The organism is Escherichia albertii NBRC 107761 = DSM 17582, assembly GCF_000759775.1.
In the GTDB taxonomy this organism is placed as follows: Bacteria; Pseudomonadota; Gammaproteobacteria; order Enterobacterales; family Enterobacteriaceae; genus Escherichia; species Escherichia albertii.
Genome location: NZ_BBMY01000021.1, coordinates 25,602 through 49,686 on the forward strand (window position 1 = coordinate 25,602; position 24,085 = coordinate 49,686).

Consider the following 24,085-nt stretch of genomic DNA (forward strand, 5'->3'; position numbering starts at 1 on the left):
GTATTATGCTGAGTTTTCTCTGGGATTTGGCTTCGTTCATTGTTGCGCTGGGTGTACTTATCACCGTGCATGAATTTGGTCATTTCTGGGTTGCCCGGCGTTGTGGTGTTCGCGTTGAGCGTTTCTCAATAGGTTTTGGTAAGGCGCTCTGGCGCCGTACTGACAAACTTGGTACCGAGTATGTCATCGCCCTGATCCCTTTGGGCGGTTATGTCAAAATGCTGGATGAGCGGGCAGAACCGGTCGCTCCAGAGTTTCGCCACCAGGCTTTCAATAATAAATCTGTCGGTCAACGTGCGGCGATTATTGCCGCAGGTCCGGTTGCAAACTTCATTTTTGCTATCTTTGCCTACTGGTTGGTTTTTATCCTTGGCGTGCCCGGCGTTCGTCCGGTAGTTGGCGAAATATCGCCCAACTCGATAGCTGCGGAAGCACAAATTGCACCTGGTACGGAACTAAAAGCCATCGATGGTATCGAAACGCCTGATTGGGATGCCGTGCGTTTGCAACTGGTCGATAAAATTGGCGATGAAAGTACCACTATCACGGTAGCGCCATTTGGCAGCGACCAGCGGCGGGATGTAAAGCTCGATTTACGTCAGTGGGCGTTTGAGCCAGACAAAGAAGATCCGGTATCTTCGCTAGGGATTCGTCCTCGTGGGCCGCAAATTGAACCTGTACTGGAAAATGTGCAGCCAAACTCAGCGGCAAGTAAGGCCGGTTTGCAAGCAGGCGACAGGATCGTTAAAGTCGATGGTCAGCCATTAACACAATGGGTGGCGTTTGTGATGCTTGTCCGGGATAACCCGGGCAAACCTCTGACATTGGATATCGAAAGGCAGGGAAGTCCCTTGTCTTTGACATTAGTCCCGGAGAGCAAACCGGGTAATGGTAAGGCGATTGGTTTTGTCGGCATTGAACCGAAAGTCATTCCTTTGCCAGATGAGTATAAAGTTGTACGCCAGTATGGGCCGTTCAACGCTGTCGTCGAAGCCACGGATAAAACGTGGCAGCTGATGAAGCTGACGGTCAGTATGCTGGGAAAATTGATCACCGGTGATGTGAAGCTGAACAACCTCAGTGGGCCGATCTCTATCGCCAAGGGGGCTGGGATGACAGCGGAACTCGGGGTTGTTTATTACCTGCCGTTTCTTGCGCTTATTAGCGTGAACTTAGGGATAATCAACCTGTTTCCGTTGCCCGTGCTTGACGGGGGGCATCTGCTGTTCCTTGCGATCGAAAAGATCAAGGGCGGACCGGTATCCGAGCGGGTTCAAGACTTTTGTTATCGCATCGGCTCGATTTTGCTGGTGCTGTTAATGGGGCTTGCACTTTTCAATGATTTCTCTCGGTTATGAGAGTTAGTTAGGAAGAACGCATAATAACGATGGCGATGAAAAAGTTGCTCATAGCGTCGCTGCTGTTTAGCAGCGCCACCGTATACGGTGCTGAAGGGTTCGTAGTGAAAGACATTCATTTCGAAGGCCTTCAGCGTGTCGCCGTTGGTGCGGCCCTCCTCAGTATGCCGGTGCGCACAGGCGACACGGTTAATGATGAAGATATCAGTAATACCATTCGCGCTCTGTTTGCTACCGGCAACTTTGAGGATGTTCGTGTCCTTCGTGATGGTGATACCCTCCTGGTTCAGGTAAAAGAACGCCCGACCATTGCCAGCATCACTTTCTCCGGTAACAAATCGGTGAAAGATGACATGCTGAAGCAAAACCTCGAGGCTTCTGGCGTGCGTGTGGGCGAATCTCTCGATCGCACCACCATTGCTGATATCGAAAAAGGTCTGGAAGACTTCTACTACAGCGTCGGTAAATATAGCGCCAGCGTTAAGGCTGTCGTGACTCCTCTGCCGCGTAACCGTGTTGACCTTAAACTGGTGTTCCAGGAAGGTGTGTCAGCGGAAATCCAGCAAATCAATATCGTTGGTAACCATGCTTTCACTACCGATGAACTGATCTCTCATTTCCAGTTGCGTGACGAAGTGCCGTGGTGGAACGTGGTAGGCGATCGTAAATACCAGAAACAGAAACTGGCGGGGGACCTTGAGACCCTGCGTAGTTACTATCTGGATCGCGGTTATGCACGTTTCAACATCGACTCTACCCAGGTCAGTTTGACCCCGGATAAAAAAGGTATTTACGTCACGGTCAACATCACCGAAGGCGATCAATACAAGCTCTCTGGCGTTGAAGTAAGCGGCAACCTTGCCGGACACTCTGCGGAAATTGAGCAGCTAACTAAGATCGAGCCGGGTGAGCTGTATAACGGCACCAAAGTGACCAAAATGGAAGATGATATTAAAAAGCTTCTTGGTCGCTATGGTTATGCCTACCCACGTGTACAGTCGCAGCCTGAAATTAACGATGCTGACAAAACCGTTAAATTACATGTGAATGTTGATGCGGGTAACCGCTTCTACGTTCGTAAGATCCGCTTTGAAGGCAACGATACGTCCAAAGATGCTGTTCTGCGCCGTGAAATGCGCCAGATGGAAGGTGCCTGGTTGGGTAGCGATCTGGTCGATCAGGGTAAAGAGCGTCTGAATCGTCTGGGCTTCTTTGAAACTGTTGATACAGACACTCAGCGTGTTCCGGGTAGCCCGGACCAGGTTGACGTGGTCTACAAAGTGAAAGAACGTAACACCGGTAGCTTCAACTTTGGTATTGGCTACGGCACAGAAAGTGGCGTGAGTTTCCAGGCTGGCGTGCAGCAGGATAACTGGTTAGGTACGGGTTATGCTGTAGGTATCAACGGTACTAAAAATGATTACCAGACCTATGCTGAACTGTCGGTAACTAACCCATACTTCACTGTAGATGGCGTAAGCCTTGGCGGTCGTCTCTTCTACAATGACTTCCAGGCAGATGACGCCGACCTGTCCGACTATACCAACAAGAGTTATGGTACAGATGTAACGCTGGGCTTCCCGATTAACGAATATAACTCCCTGCGTGCGGGTCTGGGTTATGTACATAACTCCTTGTCCAATATGCAGCCGCAGGTTGCGATGTGGCGTTATCTCTACTCCATGGGTGAACATCCGAGCACCGCTAACCAAGATAACAGCTTCAAAACAGACGACTTTACGTTCAACTATGGTTGGACCTATAACAAGCTCGACCGTGGTTACTTCCCGACCGATGGTTCGCGCGTCAACCTGACGGGTAAAGTAACCATTCCTGGATCGGATAACGAATACTACAAAGTGACGTTAGATACGGCGACCTATGTACCGATCGACGATGATCACAAATGGGTTGTTCTGGGACGTACTCGCTGGGGCTATGGTGATGGTTTAGGCGGTAAAGAGATGCCGTTCTATGAGAACTTCTATGCCGGTGGCTCCAGCACCGTGCGTGGCTTCCAGTCTAACACCATTGGTCCAAAAGCGGTCTACTTCCCGCATCAGGCCAGTAACTATGATCCAGACTACGACTACGAATGTGCGACACAGGACGGAGCGAAAGACCTGTGTAAATCTAATGATGCCGTAGGGGGTAACGCCATGGCGGTTGCCAGCCTCGAATTCATTACCCCGACGCCGTTCATTAGCGACAAGTATGCCAACTCGGTCCGTACCTCCTTCTTCTGGGATATGGGGACTGTTTGGGATACAAACTGGGATTCCAGCCAATATTCTGGATATCCGGACTATAGTGATCCAGGCAATATCCGTATGTCTGCGGGTGTCGCGTTACAATGGATGTCCCCATTGGGGCCGTTGGTGTTCTCCTACGCCCAGCCGTTCAAAAAGTACGATGGAGACAAGGCAGAACAGTTCCAGTTTAACATCGGTAAAACCTGGTAAGTGTTCTCCACAAAGGAATGTAGTGGTAGTGTAGCGATGACTTTAGGCGATCTTGTGTAAGATCGCCGGGCCACGCAAAGAACTGCACCTTCCGGTGCAAATGGGATGGTAAGGAGTTTATTGTGAAAAAGTGGTTATTAGCTGCAGGTCTCGGTTTAGCACTGGCAACTTCTGCTCAGGCGGCTGACAAAATTGCAATCGTCAATATGGGCAGCCTGTTCCAGCAGGTAGCACAGAAAACCGGAGTTTCCAACACGCTGGAAAATGAGTTCAAAGGCCGTGCCAGCGAACTACAGCGTATGGAAACTGATCTACAGGCTAAAATGAAAAAGCTGCAATCCATGAAAGCAGGCAGCGATCGTACTAAGCTGGAAAAAGACGTGATGGCTCAGCGTCAGGCTTTTGCTCAGAAAGCACAGGCCTTTGAGCAAGATCGCGCACGTCGTTCCAACGAAGAACGCGGCAAACTGGTTACTCGTATCCAGACTGCTGTGAAATCCGTTGCCAGCAGCCAGAGCATCGATCTGGTTGTTGATGCAAACGCCGTTGCTTACAACAGCAGCGATGTAAAAGACATCACTGCCGACGTACTGAAACAGGTTAAATAAGTAATGCCTTCAATTCGACTGGCTGATTTAGCGCAGCAGTTGGATGCAGAACTACACGGTGATGGCGATATCGTCATCACCGGCGTTGCGTCCATGCAATCTGCACAAACAGGTCACATCACGTTCATGGTTAATCCTAAATACCGTGAGCATTTAGGCTTGTGCCAGGCGTCTGCGGTTGTGATGACCCAGGACGATCTCCCTTTCGCGAAAAGTGCCGCGCTGGTAGTGAAGAATCCCTACCTGACTTATGCGCGCATGGCGCAAATTTTAGATACCACGCCGCAGCCCGCGCAGAACATCGCTCCCAGTGCAGTGATCGACGCGACGGCAAAGCTGGGTAGCAATGTCTCAATTGGCGCTAACGCGGTAATTGAGTCCGGCGTTGAGTTAGGCGATAACGTGATTATCGGCGCTGGCTGTTTCGTTGGTAAGAACAGTAAGATTGGCGCAGGCTCGCGTCTTTGGGCAAACGTCACCATTTACCATGAAGTCCAGATCGGCCAAAATTGCCTGATCCAGTCAGGAACTGTGATAGGCGCGGACGGTTTTGGTTATGCCAACGATCGTGGCAACTGGGTGAAGATCCCACAAATTGGTCGCGTAATTATTGGCGATCGCGTGGAGATCGGCGCATGTACCACTATCGATCGTGGCGCGTTGGATGACACGGTGATCGGCAATGGCGTGATCATTGATAACCAGTGTCAGATTGCACATAACGTCGTGATTGGCGACAATACGGCGGTTGCCGGTGGCGTCATTATGGCGGGCAGCCTGAAAATTGGTCGTTACTGCATGATTGGCGGTGCCAGCGTAATCAACGGGCATATGGAAATATGCGATAAGGTAACGGTTACGGGCATGGGTATGGTGATGCGTCCCATCACAGAACCTGGCGTCTATTCCTCAGGCATTCCGCTGCAACCCAACAAAGTCTGGCGCAAAACCGCTGCACTGGTGATGAACATTGATGACATGAGCAAGCGTCTGAAAGCGCTTGAGCGCAAAGTTAATCAGCAAGACTAACGTTCCATCTTTTGTTCGCCAAGCTTTACGGCCTGTCTCATTCTTACGATTGTGGCAGGCCGTGTTATTATTGTCGTTTCTTATATTTTGACAGGAAGAGTATCTTGACTACTAACACTCATACTCTGCAGATTGAAGAGATTTTAGAACTTCTACCGCACCGTTTTCCGTTCTTACTGGTAGATCGTGTGCTGGATTTTGAAGAAGGTCGTTTTCTGCGCGCGGTAAAAAATGTCTCTGTCAATGAGCCATTCTTCCAGGGCCATTTCCCTGGGAAACCGATTTTCCCGGGCGTGCTGATTCTGGAAGCTATGGCACAGGCAACGGGTATTCTGGCGTTTAAAAGCGTAGGAAAACTGGAACCGGGCGAGCTGTACTACTTCGCCGGTATTGACGAAGCGCGTTTCAAGCGCCCGGTCGTGCCTGGCGATCAAATGATCATGGAAGTCACTTTCGAAAAAACGCGCCGCGGCCTGACCCGTTTTAAAGGGGTTGCTCTGGTCGACGGTAAAGTAGTTTGCGAAGCAACGATGATGTGTGCTCGTAGCCGGGAGGCCTGATACGTGATTGATAACTCCGCCTTTGTGCATCCAACCGCCATTGTGGAAGAGGGTGCGACGATTGGCGCCAACGTCCACATTGGTCCTTTTTGTATCGTTGGACCCCATGTCGAAATTGGTGAGGGTACCGTACTGAAATCTCATGTTGTCGTGAATGGTCATACTAAAATTGGCCGCGACAATGAGATTTATCAGTTCGCCTCCATCGGCGAAGTTAACCAGGATCTGAAATATGCTGGCGAACCGACCCGTGTGGAAATCGGCGATCGTAACCGCATTCGCGAAAGCGTCACCATTCATCGTGGTACAATCCAGGGCGGTGGATTGACGAAGGTGGGCAGCGACAACTTACTGATGATCAATGCGCATATCGCGCACGATTGTACGGTAGGTAACCGCTGCATCCTCGCCAACAATGCAACGCTGGCAGGGCACGTATCAGTAGACGACTTTGCGATCATCGGCGGTATGACTGCAGTCCATCAGTTCTGCATCATTGGTGCGCACGTGATGGTTGGCGGTTGTTCCGGCGTGGCACAGGACGTCCCTCCTTATGTTATTGCGCAGGGTAACCACGCAACGCCGTTTGGTGTCAACATCGAAGGGTTAAAGCGTCGTGGATTTAGCCGTGAGGCGATTACCGCTATCCGTAATGCGTACAAGCTGATTTATCGCAGCGGTAAAACGCTCGATGAAGTGAAACCGGAAATTGCTGAACTGGCGGAAACATGGCCGGAAGTGAAAGCCTTTGCCGATTTCTTTGCTCGCTCAACGCGCGGTCTGATTCGTTAATGGCTGAGCAGCGTCCATTAACGATTGCCCTGGTCGCCGGAGAAACCTCCGGCGATATTCTGGGCGCCGGTTTAATCCGTGCCCTGAAAGAACGTGTGCCCAACGCTCGTTTTGTGGGGGTTGCCGGGCCGCGGATGCAGGCTGAGGGCTGCGAAGCCTGGTACGAAATGGAAGAGCTGGCGGTGATGGGCATTGTTGAAGTGCTCGGTCGCCTGCGTCGTTTGCTGTATATTCGTGCTGATCTGACAAAGCGTTTTGGCGAACTGAAGCCAGACGTTTTTGTCGGCATTGATGCGCCTGACTTCAATATTACCCTCGAAGGCAATCTCAAAAAGCAGGGTATCAAAACTATTCATTATGTCAGTCCGTCCGTTTGGGCGTGGCGACAGAAACGCGTTTTCAAAATAGGCAGAGCCACCGATCTGGTGCTTGCTTTTCTGCCTTTCGAAAAAGCGTTTTATGACAAATATAATGTGCCGTGTCGTTTTATCGGCCACACCATGGCTGATGCCATGCCGTTAGATCCTGATAAAAACGCCGCGCGTGATGCGTTGGGGCTCCCTCATGATGTCCACTGTCTGGCGTTGTTACCGGGCAGCCGTGGTGCGGAAGTGGAGATGCTCAGCGCCGATTTTCTGAAAACCGCTCAGCTTTTGCGCCAGACGTATCCTGATCTTGAGATCGTGGTGCCGCTGGTAAATGCTAAACGCCGCGAGCAATTTGAGCGTATCAAAGCAGAAGTCGCACCGGATCTTTCGGTTCATCTGCTGGATGGGATGGGCCGTGAGGCGATGATCGCCAGCGACGCGGCACTGCTGGCATCGGGGACGGCGGCACTGGAGTGTATGCTGGCGAAATGCCCGATGGTGGTGGGCTATCGTATGAAGCCTTTCACCTTCTGGCTGGCAAAGCGATTGGTAAAAACGGATTATGTCTCGCTGCCTAACTTGCTGGCGGGAAGAGAGTTAGTCAAAGAGTTATTGCAGGAAGAGTGTGAGCCGCAAAAACTGGCTGCGGCGCTGTTGCCGCTGTTGGCAAATGGTAAAACCAGTCACACGATGCACGACACCTTCCGCGAACTGCATCAGCAGATCCGCTGCAATGCCGATGAGCAGGCGGCACAGGCCGTTCTGGAGTTAGCACAATGATCGAATTTGTTTATCCGCACACGAACCTGGTTGCGGGTGTGGATGAGGTCGGGCGTGGGCCGTTGGTTGGCGCGGTTGTTACTGCTGCCGTGATCCTCGATCCGGCGCGTCCGATTGCCGGGTTGAATGATTCCAAAAAGCTGAGCGAAAAACGCCGTCTGGCGCTGTACGAAGAGATCAAAGAAAAAGCGCTAAGCTGGAGTCTGGGCCGCGCAGAGCCTCATGAAATCGACGAGCTGAATATTTTACACGCGACCATGCTGGCGATGCAGCGTGCCGTCGCTGGGCTACATATTGCGCCGGAATATGTATTGATTGATGGGAATCGCTGTCCGAAATTGCCTGTGCCGTCGATGGCAGTAGTTAAAGGCGATAGCCGCGTGCCGGAAATCAGCGCCGCGTCTATTCTGGCGAAAGTAACGCGTGACGCTGAAATGGCAGCGCTGGACACCGTATATCCGCAATATGGTTTTGCCCAGCATAAAGGGTATCCAACGGCTTTTCATCTGGAAAAACTGGCTGAATACGGTGCGACTGAGCATCATCGGCGCAGTTTTGGGCCTGTCAAACGCGCACTGGGACTTGCGTCCTGATTCTTGTGTCGAGATTAAGTAAACCGGAATCTGAAGATGTCTGAACCACGTTTCGTACACCTGCGGGTGCACAGCGACTACTCGATGATCGATGGCCTGGCCAAAACCGCGCCGCTGGTAAAAAAGGCGGCGGCGTTGGGTATGCCTGCACTGGCGATCACCGATTTCACCAACCTTTGCGGTCTGGTGAAGTTCTACGGAGCGGGACATGGTGCAGGGATTAAACCCATCGTCGGGGCGGATTTTAACGTCCAGAGCGAACCGCTGGGTGATGAGTTAACCCACCTGACAGTGCTGGCTGCGAACAATACCGGCTATCAGAATCTGACATTGCTGATCTCAAAAGCGTATCAGCGCGGGTATGGTGCTGCCGGGCCAATCATCGATCGCGACTGGCTTATCGAATTAAACGAAGGACTGATCCTTCTTTCCGGTGGACGCATGGGCGACGTTGGTCGCAGCCTTTTGCGTGGCAACAGTGCGCTGGTAGATGAGTGTGTCGCCTTTTATGAAGAACATTTCCCGGATCGTTATTTTCTCGAACTGATTCGCACTGGCAGGCCGGACGAAGAAAGCTATCTGCACGCGGCGGTGGAACTGGCGGAAGCGCGCGGTTTGCCTGTCGTGGCGACCAACGACGTGCGTTTTATCGACAGTAGCGACTTTGACGCACACGAAATCCGCGTCGCCATTCATGATGGATTTACTCTCGACGATCCCAAACGCCCGCGTAACTATTCGCCGCAGCAATATATGCGCAGCGAAGAGGAGATGTGCGAGCTGTTTGCCGACATCCCCGAAGCCCTTGCCAACACCGTTGAGATTGCCAAACGTTGTAACGTGACCGTGCGTCTTGGTGAATACTTCCTGCCGCAGTTCCCGACCGGGGACATGAGCACCGAAGATTATTTGATCAAACGTGCAAAAGAAGGGCTGGAAGAGCGTCTGGCATTTTTATTCCCTGACGAGGAAGAACGTCTTAAGCGGCGCCCGGAATATGACGTACGTCTGGATACTGAACTCCAGGTTATCAACCAGATGGGGTTCCCCGGCTACTTCCTTATCGTAATGGAATTTATCCAGTGGTCGAAGGATAACGGCGTACCGGTAGGACCGGGCCGTGGTTCAGGTGCGGGGTCACTGGTGGCCTACGCGCTAAAAATTACCGACCTCGATCCGCTGGAGTTTGACCTGCTGTTCGAACGTTTCCTTAACCCGGAACGTGTCTCCATGCCTGACTTTGACGTTGACTTCTGTATGGAGAAACGCGACCAGGTTATCGAACACGTGGCGGACATGTACGGTCGCGATGCGGTATCGCAGATTATCACCTTCGGTACGATGGCGGCAAAAGCGGTGATCCGCGACGTAGGCCGCGTGCTGGGGCATCCGTACGGCTTTGTTGATCGTATCTCGAAACTGATCCCGCCCGATCCGGGGATGACGCTGGCGAAAGCGTTTGAAGCAGAGCCGCAGCTGCCGGAAATCTATGAAGCGGATGAAGAAGTTAAGGCGCTGATCGACATGGCGCGCAAACTGGAAGGGGTTACCCGTAACGCCGGTAAACATGCTGGTGGGGTGGTTATCGCACCGACCAAAATTACCGATTTTGCGCCGCTTTATTGCGATGAAGAGGGTAAACATCCGGTCACCCAGTTTGATAAAAGCGACGTTGAATACGCCGGGTTGGTGAAATTTGACTTCCTTGGCCTGCGTACGCTCACCATCATCAACTGGGCGCTGGAGATGATCAATAAGCGGCGGGAGAAGAATGGTGAGCCGCCGCTGGATATCGCCGCGATCCCGCTGGATGACAAGAAAAGTTTTGACATGCTGCAACGCTCGGAAACCACCGCGGTATTCCAGCTTGAATCGCGCGGCATGAAAGACCTGATCAAGCGTCTGCAACCTGACTGCTTCGAAGATATGATCGCACTGGTGGCGCTGTTCCGCCCCGGCCCGTTGCAATCAGGGATGGTGGATAACTTTATCGACCGTAAACATGGTCGCGAAGAGATTTCCTATCCAGACGTGCAGTGGCAGCATGAAAGCCTGAAACCGGTACTGGAGCCGACTTACGGCATTATCCTGTATCAGGAACAGGTCATGCAGATTGCCCAGGTGCTTTCTGGCTATACCCTCGGCGGTGCAGATATGCTGCGTCGTGCGATGGGTAAGAAAAAGCCAGAAGAGATGGCCAAGCAGCGTTCTGTATTTGCTGAAGGTGCGGAAAAGAACGGGATCAACGCTGAACTGGCGATGAAAATCTTCGATCTTGTGGAGAAATTCGCTGGTTACGGATTTAACAAATCGCACTCTGCGGCCTATGCTTTGGTGTCATATCAAACGTTATGGCTGAAAGCGCACTACCCGGCAGAGTTTATGGCGGCGGTAATGACCGCCGATATGGACAACACCGAGAAGGTGGTGGGTCTGGTGGATGAGTGCTGGCGGATGGGGCTGAAAATCCTGCCGCCAGATATAAACTCGGGTCTTTACCATTTCCACGTCAACGATGACGGCGAAATCGTGTATGGTATTGGCGCCATCAAAGGGGTGGGGGAAGGCCCGATTGAGGCCATCATTGAAGCCCGTAATAAAGGCGGCTACTTCCGCGAACTGTTTGATCTCTGCGCCCGAACCGACACTAAAAAGCTGAACCGGCGAGTGCTGGAAAAGCTAATCATGTCCGGGGCGTTTGACCGCTTGGGGCCGCACCGCGCCGCGTTGATGAACTCGCTGGGCGATGCGTTAAAAGCGGCTGATCAACACGCGAAAGCGGAAGCCATCGGTCAGGCCGATATGTTTGGCGTGCTGGCGGAAGAGCCGGAGCAAATTGAGCAATCCTACGCCAGCTGCCAGCCGTGGCCGGATCAGGTGGTGCTGGATGGGGAGCGCGAAACGTTGGGTTTGTACCTGACGGGACACCCTATCAACCAGTATTTAAAAGAGATTGAGCGTTATGTCGGAGGCGTAAGGCTGAAAGACATGCACCCGACAGAACGTGGTAAAGTCACCACGGCCGCCGGGCTTGTTGTTGCTGCGCGGGTTATGGTCACCAAGCGCGGTAATCGTATCGGTATCTGCACGCTGGATGACCGTTCCGGGCGCCTCGAAGTGATGTTGTTTACTGACGCCCTGGATAAATACCAGCAATTGCTGGAAAAAGACCGCATACTTATCGTCAGCGGACAGGTCAGCTTTGATGACTTCAGCGGCGGGCTTAAAATGACCGCTCGCGAAGTGATGGATATTGACGAAGCCCGGGAAAAATATGCTCGCGGGCTTGCTATCTCGCTGACGGACAGGCAAATTGATGACCAGCTTTTAAACCGACTCCGTCAGTCTCTGGAACCCCACCGCTCTGGGACAATTCCAGTACATCTCTACTATCAGAGGACGGATGCACGTGCGCGGTTGCGTTTTGGCGCGACGTGGCGTGTCTCTCCGAGCGATCGTTTATTAAACGATCTCCGTGGCCTCATTGGTTCGGAGCAGGTGGAACTGGAGTTTGACTAATACAGGAATACTATGAGTCTGAATTTCCTTGATTTTGAACAGCCGATTGCAGAGCTGGAAGCGAAAATCGATTCTCTGACTGCGGTTAGCCGCCAGGATGAGAAACTGGATATTAATATCGATGAAGAAGTGCATCGTCTGCGTGAAAAAAGCGTAGAACTGACGCGTAAAATCTTTGCCGATCTCGGTGCATGGCAGATTGCCCAACTGGCACGTCATCCGCAGCGCCCTTATACCCTGGATTATGTTCGCCTGGCATTTGATGAATTTGACGAACTGGCTGGCGACCGTGCGTATGCAGACGATAAAGCGATCGTCGGTGGTATCGCCCGTCTCGACGGTCGTCCGGTGATGATCATTGGTCATCAAAAAGGTCGTGAAACCAAAGAAAAAATTCGTCGTAACTTTGGTATGCCAGCGCCAGAAGGTTACCGCAAAGCACTGCGTCTGATGCAAATGGCTGAACGTTTTAAGATGCCAATCATCACCTTTATCGACACTCCGGGCGCTTATCCTGGCGTGGGTGCAGAAGAGCGCGGTCAGTCTGAAGCTATTGCTCGCAACCTGCGCGAAATGTCTCGTCTGAACGTACCGGTGATCTGCACCGTGATCGGTGAAGGTGGCTCCGGCGGCGCGCTGGCGATTGGCGTGGGCGATAAAGTAAATATGCTGCAATACAGCACCTATTCCGTTATTTCGCCAGAAGGTTGTGCTTCTATCCTCTGGAAGAGCGCGGATAAAGCGCCTCTGGCGGCAGAAGCGATGGGGATCATCGCTCCGCGTCTGAAAGAACTGAAACTGATTGACTCCATCATCCCGGAACCGCTGGGCGGCGCTCACCGTAACCCGGAAGCGATGGCTGCATCTTTGAAAGCGCAACTGCTGGCGGATCTGGCCGATCTCGACGTGTTAAGCACTGAAGATTTAAAAAATCGTCGTTATCAGCGTCTGATGAGCTACGGCTACGCATAATCAGTAAATGTTCTGAAAAGGGTCACTTCGGTGGCCTTTTTTTATCGCCGCAGTTTGAGCTGGCTATGATTAAGGAAAGATTTTCCTGGAGGAACACCTGACGTCTTCTTACCCTCCGGGCGTGCCACTACTGATGCCGGGAGAAATACTGACCCAGAAGAGCTGTGCGGTGCCAGGTTTTCTGCTGCTACTTTGTTCGGTGGGTAAAGTTCCCCCGGTTTCGCAACGGATATTCACGGTGCGAAGCAGGATGACGATGGTGTTTATCGCGTACGAGCGCTAAAAATAGCTGGATAACTTGCCAGACAAGCCAGGAGGCGAGTAACGTGCAGTTAACAAATAAAGGAGACGCTATGCTGGGGTTAAAACAGGTTCACCATATTGCGATTATTGCGACGGATTATGCGCAGAGCAAAGCCTTCTACTGCGACATTCTCGGTTTCACGCTGCAAAGCGAAGTCTATCGCGAAGAACGAGATTCGTGGAAAGGGGATTTGGCGCTTAATGGGCAGTATGTGATTGAGCTTTTCTCATTCCCTTTTCCGCCAGAACGCCCCAGTCGCCCAGAAGCTTGCGGCCTGCGTCATCTGGCGTTTAGCGTTGATAATATTGATGACGCGGTGGCGCACCTGGAAAGTCATAATGTGAAATGTGAAGCGATACGTGTCGATCCATACACGCAAAAACGCTTCACGTTCTTTAACGATCCTGACGGATTACCATTGGAATTGTACGAACTGTAAGGCTTGTCATTACGGCATTTGCCCGGTAACGTGCCGGGCATCATCACGATAAAGCAGCACCATTATGACACTCACGCTGAATACACATCTTCTTTCATCACGCCAGATTCTGGTGGCCTTTAGCGGCGGCCTTGATTCAACTGTTCTGCTGCATCAGCTGGTGCAGTGGCGGATGGAAAATCCGGGCGTCACTCTGCGCGCTATTCATGTGCATCACGGTTTAAGTGCCAATGCCGATGCCTGGGTTATGCATTGCGAGAACATCTGCCAACAGTGGCAGGTGCCGCTGGTGGTTGAACGAGTACAACTTGCGGAGGAAGGATTGGGTATTGAGGCCCAGGCCCGGCAAGCGCGTTATCAGGCATTTGCCCACACCTTGTTGCCCGGTGAAGTGCTGGTTACAGCGCAACATCTTGACGATCAATGTGAAACCTTTCTGCTGGCGCTCAAACGCGGCAGCGGTCCTGCCGGGCTTTCTGCCATGGGGGAAGTCTCAGATTTTGCCGGAACTCAACTCATCCGCCCATTACTTGCCCGCACGCGTGGAGAACTTGAGCTGTGGGCGCATGAACATGGCTTGCGCTGGATTGAAGACGAAAGTAATCAGGATGATACCTACGATCGTAACTTTCTGCGCTTGCATGTGGTGCCGTTATTGCAGCAGCGTTGGCCGCATTTTACCGAAGCAACGGCTCGTAGCGCCGCACTTTGCGCTGAACAAGAACGTCTTCTGGATGAACTGCTGGCGGATGATTTAGCACACTGTCAAACGTCGCAGGGAACGTTGCTGATTACGCCAATGATGACGATGAGCGATGCCCGTCGCGCGGCGATTATTCGTCGCTGGCTGGCGAAGTTGAATGCGCAGATGCCTTCCCGCGACGCTCTGGTGCGTATCTGGCAGGAAGTGGCGCTGGCGCGAGAAGATGCTTCTCCTTGCTTGCGCTTTGGCGCGTTTGAAATCCGTCGCTATCAGTCGCAATTGTGGTGGATTAAATCCTTTGTCGGGCAAAGCGAAACTATTGTGCCGTGGCAGATGTGGCAACAGTCGCTGGAATTACCGGCGGGGCTGGGAAGTGTACAGCTTACTGCGGGAGGCGATATTCGCTTTCCACGTGCAGACGAAGCGGTCAGCGTGCGTTTTAAAGCGTCAGGATTACTGCATATTGTCGGGCGCAACGGTGGGCGCAAGTTAAAGAAAATCTGGCAGGAACTGGGCGTGCCGCCGTGGTTGCGCGACACCACGCCGTTACTGTTTTATGGCGAAACGTTGATTGCGGCGGCAGGGATTTTTGTGACGCAAGAAGGTGTGGCTGAAGATGAGAACGGCGTAAGTTTTGTCTGGCAGAGAAACGCTTAGTTAAGTGAAAGCCGGATAAGACGTATCAAACGTCGCATCCGGCAAAAGTGAATCAGGACTCGCTCACCACCACTGTTCCGATTTCCGGGTGGCTAAAGCTGGTAATTTTATCCAGACGCAGCTCGCGGGGTTCGCCAGCGGCCTCGACAATCAGATATTCCACATTTTTGCGGGAGACTAAATCGCTGGCCTTCGCCTGCAATTTTTCGCCATCTTTCAGCTCCAGCGTCAGCATTAAATGGTGCTGGCAGGCGAGCTCAAGATTATCGTGATCATCACAATTGATTGGTTGATACGTATCATTCATTGACATAATCGCTCACCAGTAAGTTTGCAGCAGCGTATGCCGCTTTTTCCCTGACAGCTTCTGAAAGGGCATCGTCGGCTGCCATTTCATTCAGCACTTTCAAAATGCAGCCCAGCGCGTCTGGAACGTATCCTAAGTCTCCGCTGGCAATTTCCGCGTACCGCTTGCGTATTAACTCACAATATTTTTCCACATGCCCTCCTGTCAGTACTCTGACTTAACCGTGGATGCAAGTCTAAGCCTACGAAGATAAACTCTGTTTCGCAAGGTGACTATACCACACTCATTTCTGCAATATCAGCGTCGCAACTGCACGTATTCCGTTACAATGGTCTCCTGATTCGAAAGGAGTTTTCTTATGGCGCTTAAAGCGACAATTTATAAAGCGACAGTTAATGTGGCCGATCTCGACCGCAACCAGTTTCTCGATGCCTCTCTGACGCTGGCGCGCCACCCTTCAGAAACCCAGGAACGTATGATGCTGCGTCTGCTGGCGTGGATGAAATATGCCGATGAACGTCTGCAATTTACCCGTGGTTTGTGTGCTGATGATGAGCCGGAAGCATGGTTGCGTAATGATCATCTGGGGATTGATTTGTGGATTGAACTGGGATTGCCGGACGAACGACGGATTAAGAAAGCCTGCACCCAGGCCGCAGAAGTGGCGTTGTTTGCCTATAATAGTCGGGCAGCGCAAATCTGGTGGCAGCAAAATCAAAACAAATGCGCGCAATTTGCCAACCTGTCAGTCTGGTATCTGGACGATGAGCAGCTGGCAAAAGTAAGCGCCTTCGCTGACCGGACTATGACGCTACAGGCGACGATTCAGGATGGCGTTATCTGGTTATCGGATGACAGGAATAATCTGGAAGTGAACTTAACTGCCTGGCAACCACCATCATGATTGTGATTTCCCGGCATGCAGTTATCCCCGATGGCGAGCTTGAGATCACCGCCATTCGTTCGCAGGGCGCGGGCGGGCAGCATGTTAATAAGGGCTCAACGGCCATTCATTTACGTTTTGACATTCGGGCCTCCAGCCTGCCAGAGTATTACAAAGAACGCCTGCTTGCCGCCAGCCATCATCTGATCAGCAGCGATGGCGTGATTGTTATTAAGGCACAGGAATATCGTAGCCAGGAGCTTAACCGCGAAGCGGCGTTGGCCCGACTGATGACGGTAATTAAAGAATTGACCACCGTACAAAAAGCCCGCCGACCAACACGGCCCACCCGCGCATCAAAAGAACGCCGGCTGGCATCGAAGGCACAAAAATCAACCGTGAAGGCAATGCGCGGTAAAGTGCGCAGTGGTCGGGAATAAAAAGAAGGAATGAAGAGTGAGAAAAGCGATAGTGACAGCGATGGCTGTAATCAGCCTTTTTACACTTATGGGATGTAATAATCGTGCCGAAGTCGAGATGCTTTCTCCGGCGCAGGCTGCTGAATTGAAACCGATGCCGCAAAACTGGCGCGGCGTGCTACCGTGTGCTGATTGCGAAGGTATCGAAACCTCTTTGTTCCTCGAAAAAGACGGAACCTGGGTAATGAATGAGCGCTATCTTGGCGCACGAGAAGAGCCTTCGTCCTTTGCTTCTTACGGCACCTGGGCGCGAACCGCCGACAAGTTGGTACTTACCGATAGTAAAGGTGAGAAGTCATATTATCGGGTGAGAGGCGATGCGCTGGAGATGCTCGATCGTGAAGGTAATCCGATTGAATCCCAGTTCAACTATACGCTGGAACCGACAAAATCCAGTCTGCCTGTGACGCCGATGACCATGCGCGGCATGTATTTTTATATGGCTGACGCGGCGACCTTTACCGATTGCGCAACGGGTAAACGGGTCATTGTCGCTAGCGATCCTCGCCTTGAGCGAGATTATCTGGCGATACGCGATACGGCAGAGAAACCCGTATTGTTGGCAATGGAAGGTCATTTTACTCTGGAAGAGAACCCGGACACGGGCGAATCGGTAAAAGTGCTGGTGGCGGATAAAGAGATTAAATTTATTCCAGGACAGGATTGCAGCAGCAAATAAAGAGAACCCCCACGACAGATCGCGGGGGGAGCAACAGTGTTATCAGCCTTTAATGGCTTTTAGCAGAAAATCGACGATATCACCGGTCTTGATTAACTGTTTCTCGCCATTACGACGATATTTGTATTCAATATCGTCATTGTCGAGGTTACGGTCGCCCAGCACGATGGTGTGTGGAATACCAATCAGTTCCATATCGGCAAACATCACGCCTGGACGCTCTTTACGGTCATCCAGCAGTACTTCGATCCCCTGTGCACGCAGTTCGCTGTACAGTTTCTCAGCCAGCTCTTGTACGCGGAAAGATTTGTGCATGTTCATCGGTAGAATTGCTACCTGGAACGGTGCGATAGCGTCAGGCCACACGATGCCGCGTTCGTCATAGTTCTGCTCAATTGCTGCAGCCACTACGCGCGTTACCCCGATACCGTAGCAACCCATCGTCAGGATCTGGTTACGGCCATCTTCGCCCTGAACGGAGGCTTTCAGGGCTTCGGAGTACTTAGTACCCAGTTGGAAGATGTGACCGACTTCGATACCACGTTTGATCAGCAGTGTACCCTGACCATCCGGGCTTGGATCGCCAGCCACCACGTTACGGATATCAGCAACTTCTGGAGTAGCGACATCGCGATCCCAGTTGATACCGAAGTAGTGTTTACCGTCGATGTTAGCACCAGCAGCAAAATCACTCATTGCCGCAACGGTACGGTCAATTACTACCGGAATCGGCATGTTTACCGGACCCAGCGAACCCGGACCCGCTTTAACCACGGCGCGAATTTCTTCTTCAGTTGCGAAAGTCAGCGGGCTTGCAACCTGCGGCAGTTTTTCCGCTTTAACTTCATTCAGCTCGTGGTCGCCGCGCACCAGCAGCGCAACCAGCGGGAAGCTACTGCCCTCAACTGCTTTAACCAGCAGAGTCTTAACCGTTTTCTCAATCGGCAGATTGAACTGTTCAACCAGTTCGGCGATGGTTTTCGCGTTCGGCGTATCAACCAACGTCATTTCCTGAGTAGCCGCGCCGCGCGGTTCTTTCGGTGCGACAGCTTCTGCCAGCTCAATGTTTGCCGCGTAGTCAGAGGTGTCGGAGAAGACCACATCATCTTCACCACTCTGCGCCAGCACCTGGAATTCGTGAGAGGCGCTGCCGCCGATAGAGCCCGTGTCAGCCTGAACGGCGCGGAAATCCAGCCCCATACGGCTGAAGATTTTACTGTAGGCTGCATACATTGCATCATAGGTTTCCTGCAGGGATTCCTGAGAAGTATGGAAAGAGTAGGCATCTTTCATCAGGAATTCGCGGGAACGCATCACGCCAAAACGCGGGCGAACTTCGTCACGGAATTTCGTCTGGATTTGGTAGAAGTTCAGTGGCAACTGTTTGTAAGAGCTGAGCTCATTACGAATCAGGTCGGTGATGACTTCTTCGTGAGTTGGGCCGAGTACGAACGGACGATCGCCACGGTCAGCAATACGCAGCAATTCCGGGCCGTACTGTTCCCAACGACCACTCTCTTGCCACAGTTCAGATGGCTGAACCACCGGCATTAACACCTCGATAGCACCGGCGTTGTTCATCTCTTCACGCACGATGTTTTCGACTTTTTTCAGGACGCGCACGCCGGTCGGCAGCCAGGTGTATAACCCGGAGGCCAGCTTGCGGATCATCCCGGCGCGCAGCATCAGCTGGTGGCTGATAACCTCGGCGTCGGCAGGTGTCTCCTTAAGAGTGGAGAGCAGGTATTGGCTAGTACGCATGTTGTTACGGTTCCAGTTGGAAGGTAGAACAGGCTCAAAGTGAGCCTGGGACAAAAAAAGTGATTTAGTTTACCAGTGCAAAAGAGATGTCAAAAGAGAAGGGCGTGAATTTAACGTGGTTCCAGCGCAAAGACTTCAAAACCGGCATCGGTGACGCGCCAGCGGACATTAAAATCATGCAGCCAGACGGCATAGGTTTTACCCGCTTCTTCACCTTTACGATAGGCCGGGCGCGGGTCCTGCGCCAGTACTTCACGAATAAACAGCGTTAACTGCGGATAACGTTTCTCCAGTGTCAAAAGTTGTTTTTTGACTTCTGCGGTAAAGCTCACCGCCATCTCTGCCGCTGGCGCACTTTGCGCATAGCTGGCGCTGGCATCGGGAAGCGATTCGGCAAAGGGGAGATACGGTTTTATATCTACCACCGGCGTACCATCGACCAGATCCAGACTGCCAAGCTTCAGAATCACGTTATCTTTATGGCAAACAACCTCTTGCAGCTCTACCAGCGACATACCAATCGGGTTAGGACGGAAAGTAGAGCGTGTGGCGAAAACGCCCATTCTGGCATTACCACCAAGACGAGGTGGGCGCACAGTTGGGCGCCAGCCGCCTTCCATTGTTTGATGAAAGACGAAAAGTATCCATAAATGGCTGAATGCTTCCAGGCCGCGAACGGCGTCGGCCTGGTTGTATGGAGCAATGAGATGCAGTTCGCCGTTAGCACTTTTTACCAGACCTGGCTGGCGTGGAACGGCGAATTTTTCTTTATAGGGCGAGCGAATAACGCCTATTTGCTCGAACTGGAAACTGCTCATTTTGCCGTAATGTTAAGCGCAGAACCGATACATACAGCCTGACGATAGCAGCCTGGCGTGCCGCTGGTGACTTCACAGCTATGCAGCAATACTGCGTTGGCTTTCATTTTAGAGGCGTTGATTTGCATCCGCTTACGTGCAGTTGGGATACTCGGCGGAGAGTCCTGATTAGAGGCCTGACAAGAGTCGCCGCTCACTTCACCGAGATCGCGAAACGGTTTGCCGACTAATTCTTCAGCATTGGTATAAATTCGGACCGGCGTAGCGCGCGGCGCTTTCGGTTTTGCTGGCTCCGCTTTCGGCTGGGGTGCGGTGCTTTGAACGGGTTCGACAGGGGATCTGCTTAACATGGAACAGCCGCTCAGCATGAGTGCTAATAAACAGATCGGTAAAGCACGCATAGTATTTCCTCAATGTATGATCAAAACGTCAATATTGAATCAGGCGCTTATAAAAATAACAAGACGGGCAAGCGCCCGTCCTGAATGATATTACAAATTGTGGAAACAGCCTAAAAATTACCAGCCTTTAACTGCACCGCCGTTAAACACTTTGTTTGCCGCTTCGTAAACTTCATCAGACTGATAAGCCTGGACGAATTTCTTCACGTTTTCTGCGTCTTTGTTATCTTCACGCGTCACGATCAGATTCACGTAAGGAGACTCTTTGTCTTCTACGAAGATTCCATCTTTTGCCGGGGTCAGGCCAATCTGGCTGGCGTAGGTGGTATTGATAACTGCCAGTTCAATCTGAGCATCGTCCAGAGAACGCGGCAACTGTGGCGCTTCCAGCTCAACAATTTTCAGATTTTTTGGGTTCTCGACTACATCAAGAACGGTCGGCAGCAGACCAACGCCATCTTTCAGTTTGATTAACCCCACTTTTTGCAGCAACAGCAGCGAACGACCGAGGTTAGTCGGATCGTTGGGAACGGCAACCTGCGAACCATTCGGAAGTTCATCTAATGATTTAATTTTCTTGGAATAGCCGGCAATCGGATAAACAAAGGTATTGCCTACTGCTACCAGTTTGTAGCCACGATCTTTCAGTTGTTGATCGAGATATGGTTTGTGCTGGAAGGCGTTGGCGTCGATATCGCCTTTGCTTAGTGCTTCGTTCGGCAGCACGTAGTCGTTGAAGGTTACCAGTTCAACGTCCAGGCCATATTTGTCTTTCGCGACTTTCTGTGCAACTTCTGCAACCTGCTGTTCGGCGCCGACAATCACACCGACTTTAATGTGATTCGGATCTTTTTCATCCGGGCCACAGCCTACCAGTGCCAGAGATCCAATCAGAGCTCCCACTGCCGCAAATGTTTTGAATTTGAACGCCATACTTTATTCCTTCTTCAATTATTTATGTTGTGTTGAACGTTACTTGCGAGTGACAGCCCGGACGATGCGATCGCCTGCGAACTGAATTAAATAAACCAGAATGACCAGTAATACCAGAACCGTATTCATGACAGTCGCGTTATAGCCGATGTAACCATATTGATAGCCAATCTGACCCAGGCCACCGGCACCGACTGCGCCACCCATCGCGGAATAACCAACCAGAGTAATCAGCGTAATGGTTGCGGCGTTCACCAGACCCGGAAGCGCTTCCGGTAACAGCACTTTACGGACGATCTGCATCGGCGTGGCGCCCATTGCGCGAGAGGCTTCAATCAATCCGGTTGGGATTTCCAGCAGGGCATTCTCGACCATACGAGCAATGAACGGCGCTGCGCCAACGGTCAGTGGAACAATCGCTGCCTGTAAGCCAATTGATGTACCGACAATAACGCGGGTGAACGGAATCATCCATACCAGTAAGATAATGAATGGGATGGAACGAAAAATGTTCACAATCGCAGATATGGTGCGATACAGCTTAGCGTTGGCAATAATTTGTCCCGGACGCGTGACATAAAGCAAGACGCCGACCGGCAGACCAATCACAAAACCGAAAAAACCGGATACGAAGGTCATTGCCAGCGTTTCCCATACGCCACGAACCAGTAACCACATCATCGGCTCAGACATAACCCAGTACCTCTACTTTTACATGGTGTTCCTGCAGCCAGGCAATGGCGGCTTGCGTATCTTGTTGTGTGCCGTGCATTTCAGTCAGCATGATGCCGAACTTCACGCCACCGGCGTAATCCATCTGCGCACTAATTATGTTGTTATTGACGTTGAAACGGCGCGCAGTTTCTGAAAGCAATGGCGCATCTACTGATTGGCCAGTAAATTCCAGACGTAGCATTGGCACGCAGTCAGCGAAGGGCTCTGTTTTTAAACGTGCCTGATAATCTTCCGGGATATCCAGATGCAGCGTCGACTGAATAAACTTCTGCGCCAGTGGTGTTTTGGGATGCGAGAACACTTCGCTTACCGTGTCCTGCTCGATCAGTTCGCCATTGCTGATGACCGCCACGCAATCACAAATGCGCTTCACAACGTCCATTTCGTGGGTGATCAACAGAATCGTCAAACCCAGACGGCGGTTGATATCTTTCATCAGTTCGAGAATAGAACGCGTGGTTGCCGGGTCCAACGCGCTGGTGGCTTCATCGCACAGCAACACTTTGGGATTGCTGGCTAACGCACGGGCAATCGCCACACGCTGTTTCTGCCCGCCGGAAAGATTTGACGGGTAGCTATCATGCTTATCGCCAAGACCAACCAGCGCCAGCAGCTCAGTCACGCGACGTTTGATCTCGTCTTTCGGCGTGTTATCCAGCTCAAGCGGCAGCGCCACGTTGCCAAAAACAGTACGCGAAGAGAGTAGATTGAAATGCTGGAAAATCATGCCAATCTGGCGGCGTGCTTTGGTCAGTTCGGATTCTGACAGCGTGGTCAGCTCCTGGCCATCGACCAGCACGCTACCCTCGGTTGGGCGCTCCAGCAGGTTTACACAACGGATAAGCGTACTCTTACCCGCGCCCGAGGCACCGATAACGCCATAAATTTGTCCAGCAGGCACATGCAGGCTGACGTTATTCAACGCCTGAATGGTGCGGGTGCCCTGGTGGAACACTTTGCTGATATTCGAAATTTTTATCATTGATATTTATTATCGTAATTAAGTTAGCCGTGGCATTTTCGTCTGCCTGATACGGTCAAAGCCGTCAACGAAATGGATGTTAAGGCATCCAGACGTCTAAATCAATCAGGTTTATACGAAGAGCACTTTCTTGCTGGTCGAAACATGCGATACTAACGCGACATACCTTATTAAGGAGCTATAAAAGGTGGCGAAGAGCGTACCCGCAATTTTTCTTGACCGTGATGGCACCATTAATGTCGATCACGGCTATGTTCACGAGATTGACAACTTTGAATTTATCGACGGTGTCATCGACGCGATGCGCGAGCTAAAAAAGATGGGCTTTGCGCTGGTAGTGGTGACTAACCAGTCTGGCATTGCGCGCGGTAAATTTACTGAAGCGCAGTTTGAAACGTTGACTGAGTGGATGGACTGGTCGCTGGCGGACCGCGATGTTGATCTGGATGGCATTTATTATTGCCCGCATCATCCGCAAGGGAGTGTTGAAGAATTTCGCCAGGTTTGCGATTGCCGCAAACCGCATCCAGGGATGCTTATCTCGGCACGCGATTATTTGCATATTGATATGACCGCTTCTTATATGGTGGGCGATAAATTAGAAGATATGCAGGCAGCCTCTGCGGCGAATGTCGGAACTAAGGTGCTGGTGCGTACGGGAAAACCTGTTACTCCAGAAGCGGAAGACGCGGCGGATTGGGTGTTAAATAGCCTGGCAGACCTGCCGCAAGCGATAAAAAAGCAGCAAAAACTGACGTGATGATTAAAAGGTGAGCTGTTGAAATAAAAATGCATTTTTTTGCTTGTCTTCCTGAAACGACTCCCTATAATGCGCCTCACATCGACACGGCGGATGTGAATCACTTCACACAAATAGCCGGTTCGGTTGAAGAGAAAAATCCTGAAATTCGGGGTTGACTCTGAAAGAGGAAAGCGTAATATACGCCACCTCGCGACAGTGAA

The 24,085-nt window shown here is 51.7% G+C and carries 24 protein-coding genes and 1 pseudogene; 17 read left to right on the top strand and 8 right to left on the bottom strand.

The window, feature by feature from the left end; genetic code table 11:
* Positions 1-5: 5 nt before the first annotated feature.
* The 13 genes and pseudogenes from rseP (at position 6) to tilS (ending at position 15,144) form a co-directional block, all read left to right on the top strand.
* Entirely contained in the window at positions 6-1,358 is a 1,353-nt protein-coding gene (gene rseP / locus EA14781_RS06035; protein ID WP_000948220.1) for a sigma E protease regulator RseP, read from the top strand.
* Positions 1,359-1,387: 29 nt separating this feature from the next.
* On the top strand, positions 1,388-3,820 hold the full coding sequence (bamA, locus tag EA14781_RS06040; RefSeq protein ID WP_001240910.1) for an outer membrane protein assembly factor BamA: 2,433 nt from the start codon (positions 1,388-1,390) through the stop codon (positions 3,818-3,820).
* A gap of 122 nt (positions 3,821-3,942) precedes the next feature.
* Positions 3,943-4,428, top strand: a complete 486-nt coding sequence (skp, locus tag EA14781_RS06045; RefSeq protein WP_000758953.1) for a molecular chaperone Skp — start codon at positions 3,943-3,945, stop codon at positions 4,426-4,428.
* A 3-nt stretch (positions 4,429-4,431) separates the two neighbouring features.
* On the top strand, positions 4,432-5,457 hold the full coding sequence (gene lpxD, locus EA14781_RS06050; protein ID WP_001139292.1) for a UDP-3-O-(3-hydroxymyristoyl)glucosamine N-acyltransferase: 1,026 nt from the start codon (positions 4,432-4,434) through the stop codon (positions 5,455-5,457).
* 104 nt (positions 5,458-5,561) lie between these two features.
* A complete protein-coding gene (gene fabZ / locus EA14781_RS06055; RefSeq protein ID WP_000210739.1) occupies positions 5,562-6,017 on the top strand; it encodes a 3-hydroxyacyl-ACP dehydratase FabZ in 456 nt (151 codons plus the stop codon).
* A gap of 3 nt (positions 6,018-6,020) precedes the next feature.
* The gene (gene lpxA, locus EA14781_RS06060) at positions 6,021-6,809 is read left to right on the top strand and encodes an acyl-ACP--UDP-N-acetylglucosamine O-acyltransferase (protein WP_000566780.1); all 789 of its coding nucleotides are present in this window, start codon (positions 6,021-6,023) and stop codon (positions 6,807-6,809) included.
* Positions 6,809-7,957 carry a lipid-A-disaccharide synthase gene (lpxB, locus tag EA14781_RS06065; protein WP_000840597.1) on the top strand — a complete coding sequence of 383 codons (1,149 nt, stop codon included), beginning with the start codon at positions 6,809-6,811 and terminating at the stop codon, positions 7,955-7,957. Before lpxA ends, lpxB begins: the two co-directional genes overlap by 1 nt.
* Positions 7,954-8,550, top strand: coding sequence for a ribonuclease HII (gene rnhB, locus EA14781_RS06070; RefSeq protein ID WP_000569415.1), 597 nt, complete (start codon positions 7,954-7,956; stop codon positions 8,548-8,550). Before lpxB ends, rnhB begins: the two co-directional genes overlap by 4 nt.
* 36 nt (positions 8,551-8,586) lie before the next feature.
* Positions 8,587-12,069 carry a DNA polymerase III subunit alpha gene (gene dnaE / locus EA14781_RS06075; RefSeq protein ID WP_001294809.1) on the top strand — a complete coding sequence of 1,161 codons (3,483 nt, stop codon included), beginning with the start codon at positions 8,587-8,589 and terminating at the stop codon, positions 12,067-12,069.
* Between the two features lie 12 nt (positions 12,070-12,081).
* A complete protein-coding gene (gene accA / locus EA14781_RS06080; protein WP_000055744.1) occupies positions 12,082-13,041 on the top strand; it encodes an acetyl-CoA carboxylase carboxyl transferase subunit alpha in 960 nt (319 codons plus the stop codon).
* A gap of 109 nt (positions 13,042-13,150) precedes the next feature.
* Positions 13,151-13,338: pseudogene (locus EA14781_RS24160) on the top strand (Orn/Lys/Arg family decarboxylase); the annotation flags it as partial.
* A 56-nt stretch (positions 13,339-13,394) separates the two neighbouring features.
* Positions 13,395-13,784, top strand: coding sequence for a VOC family protein (locus EA14781_RS06085; protein ID WP_000901084.1), 390 nt, complete (start codon positions 13,395-13,397; stop codon positions 13,782-13,784).
* A 64-nt stretch (positions 13,785-13,848) separates the two neighbouring features.
* A complete protein-coding gene (gene tilS / locus EA14781_RS06090; RefSeq protein WP_000176589.1) occupies positions 13,849-15,144 on the top strand; it encodes a tRNA lysidine(34) synthetase TilS in 1,296 nt (431 codons plus the stop codon).
* A gap of 52 nt (positions 15,145-15,196) precedes the next feature.
* On the opposite strand, the gene rof is transcribed toward tilS, so the two are convergent.
* Both rof and EA14781_RS06100 read right to left on the bottom strand, forming a co-directional pair.
* Entirely contained in the window at positions 15,197-15,457 is a 261-nt protein-coding gene (rof, locus tag EA14781_RS06095; protein WP_000062303.1) for a Rho-binding antiterminator, read from the bottom strand.
* A complete protein-coding gene (locus EA14781_RS06100; protein WP_000417057.1) occupies positions 15,444-15,644 on the bottom strand; it encodes a YaeP family protein in 201 nt (66 codons plus the stop codon). Before EA14781_RS06100 ends, rof begins: the two co-directional genes overlap by 14 nt.
* A 165-nt stretch (positions 15,645-15,809) precedes the next feature.
* On the opposite strand from EA14781_RS06100, the gene EA14781_RS06105 reads away from it, so the two are divergent.
* Genes EA14781_RS06105 through nlpE form a run of 3 tightly spaced genes read left to right on the top strand, consistent with a single transcriptional unit; the run spans position 15,810 to position 17,492 of the window.
* On the top strand, positions 15,810-16,355 hold the full coding sequence (locus EA14781_RS06105; RefSeq protein ID WP_001185304.1) for a YaeQ family protein: 546 nt from the start codon (positions 15,810-15,812) through the stop codon (positions 16,353-16,355).
* On the top strand, positions 16,352-16,774 hold the full coding sequence (gene arfB / locus EA14781_RS06110) for an alternative ribosome rescue aminoacyl-tRNA hydrolase ArfB (protein WP_000635524.1): 423 nt from the start codon (positions 16,352-16,354) through the stop codon (positions 16,772-16,774). The genes EA14781_RS06105 and arfB overlap by 4 nt, the downstream gene beginning before the upstream one ends.
* Positions 16,775-16,790: 16 nt before the next feature.
* Positions 16,791-17,492: an envelope stress response activation lipoprotein NlpE gene (gene nlpE / locus EA14781_RS06115; RefSeq protein WP_001223990.1), complete on the top strand. Its 702-nt coding sequence runs from the start codon at positions 16,791-16,793 to the stop codon at positions 17,490-17,492.
* A gap of 42 nt (positions 17,493-17,534) precedes the next feature.
* On the opposite strand, the gene proS is transcribed toward nlpE, so the two are convergent.
* From proS to metN, 6 genes are all read right to left on the bottom strand, one after another.
* A complete protein-coding gene (gene proS, locus EA14781_RS06120) occupies positions 17,535-19,253 on the bottom strand; it encodes a proline--tRNA ligase (RefSeq protein WP_001260698.1) in 1,719 nt (572 codons plus the stop codon).
* A 110-nt stretch (positions 19,254-19,363) separates the two neighbouring features.
* Complete coding sequence (gene tsaA / locus EA14781_RS06125) at positions 19,364-20,071, bottom strand: tRNA (N6-threonylcarbamoyladenosine(37)-N6)-methyltransferase TrmO (protein WP_000094024.1); 708 nt, start codon at positions 20,069-20,071, stop codon at positions 19,364-19,366.
* Complete coding sequence (gene rcsF / locus EA14781_RS06130; RefSeq protein ID WP_001202318.1) at positions 20,068-20,472, bottom strand: envelope stress sensor lipoprotein RcsF; 405 nt, start codon at positions 20,470-20,472, stop codon at positions 20,068-20,070. Before rcsF ends, tsaA begins: the two co-directional genes overlap by 4 nt.
* A 117-nt stretch (positions 20,473-20,589) precedes the next feature.
* Entirely contained in the window at positions 20,590-21,405 is an 816-nt protein-coding gene (gene metQ / locus EA14781_RS06135) for a methionine ABC transporter substrate-binding lipoprotein MetQ (protein WP_000874219.1), read from the bottom strand.
* 39 nt (positions 21,406-21,444) lie between these two features.
* Positions 21,445-22,098: a methionine ABC transporter permease MetI gene (locus EA14781_RS06140; RefSeq protein ID WP_001294595.1), complete on the bottom strand. Its 654-nt coding sequence runs from the start codon at positions 22,096-22,098 to the stop codon at positions 21,445-21,447.
* Positions 22,091-23,122 carry a methionine ABC transporter ATP-binding protein MetN gene (gene metN / locus EA14781_RS06145; protein ID WP_000590964.1) on the bottom strand — a complete coding sequence of 344 codons (1,032 nt, stop codon included), beginning with the start codon at positions 23,120-23,122 and terminating at the stop codon, positions 22,091-22,093. Before metN ends, EA14781_RS06140 begins: the two co-directional genes overlap by 8 nt.
* Before the next feature lie 187 nt (positions 23,123-23,309).
* Here metN and gmhB point away from each other — a divergent pair, with 187 nt between their 5' ends.
* Positions 23,310-23,882: a D-glycero-beta-D-manno-heptose 1,7-bisphosphate 7-phosphatase gene (gene gmhB / locus EA14781_RS06150; RefSeq protein ID WP_001140171.1), complete on the top strand. Its 573-nt coding sequence runs from the start codon at positions 23,310-23,312 to the stop codon at positions 23,880-23,882.
* The last annotated feature ends 203 nt before the right edge of the window (positions 23,883-24,085 follow it).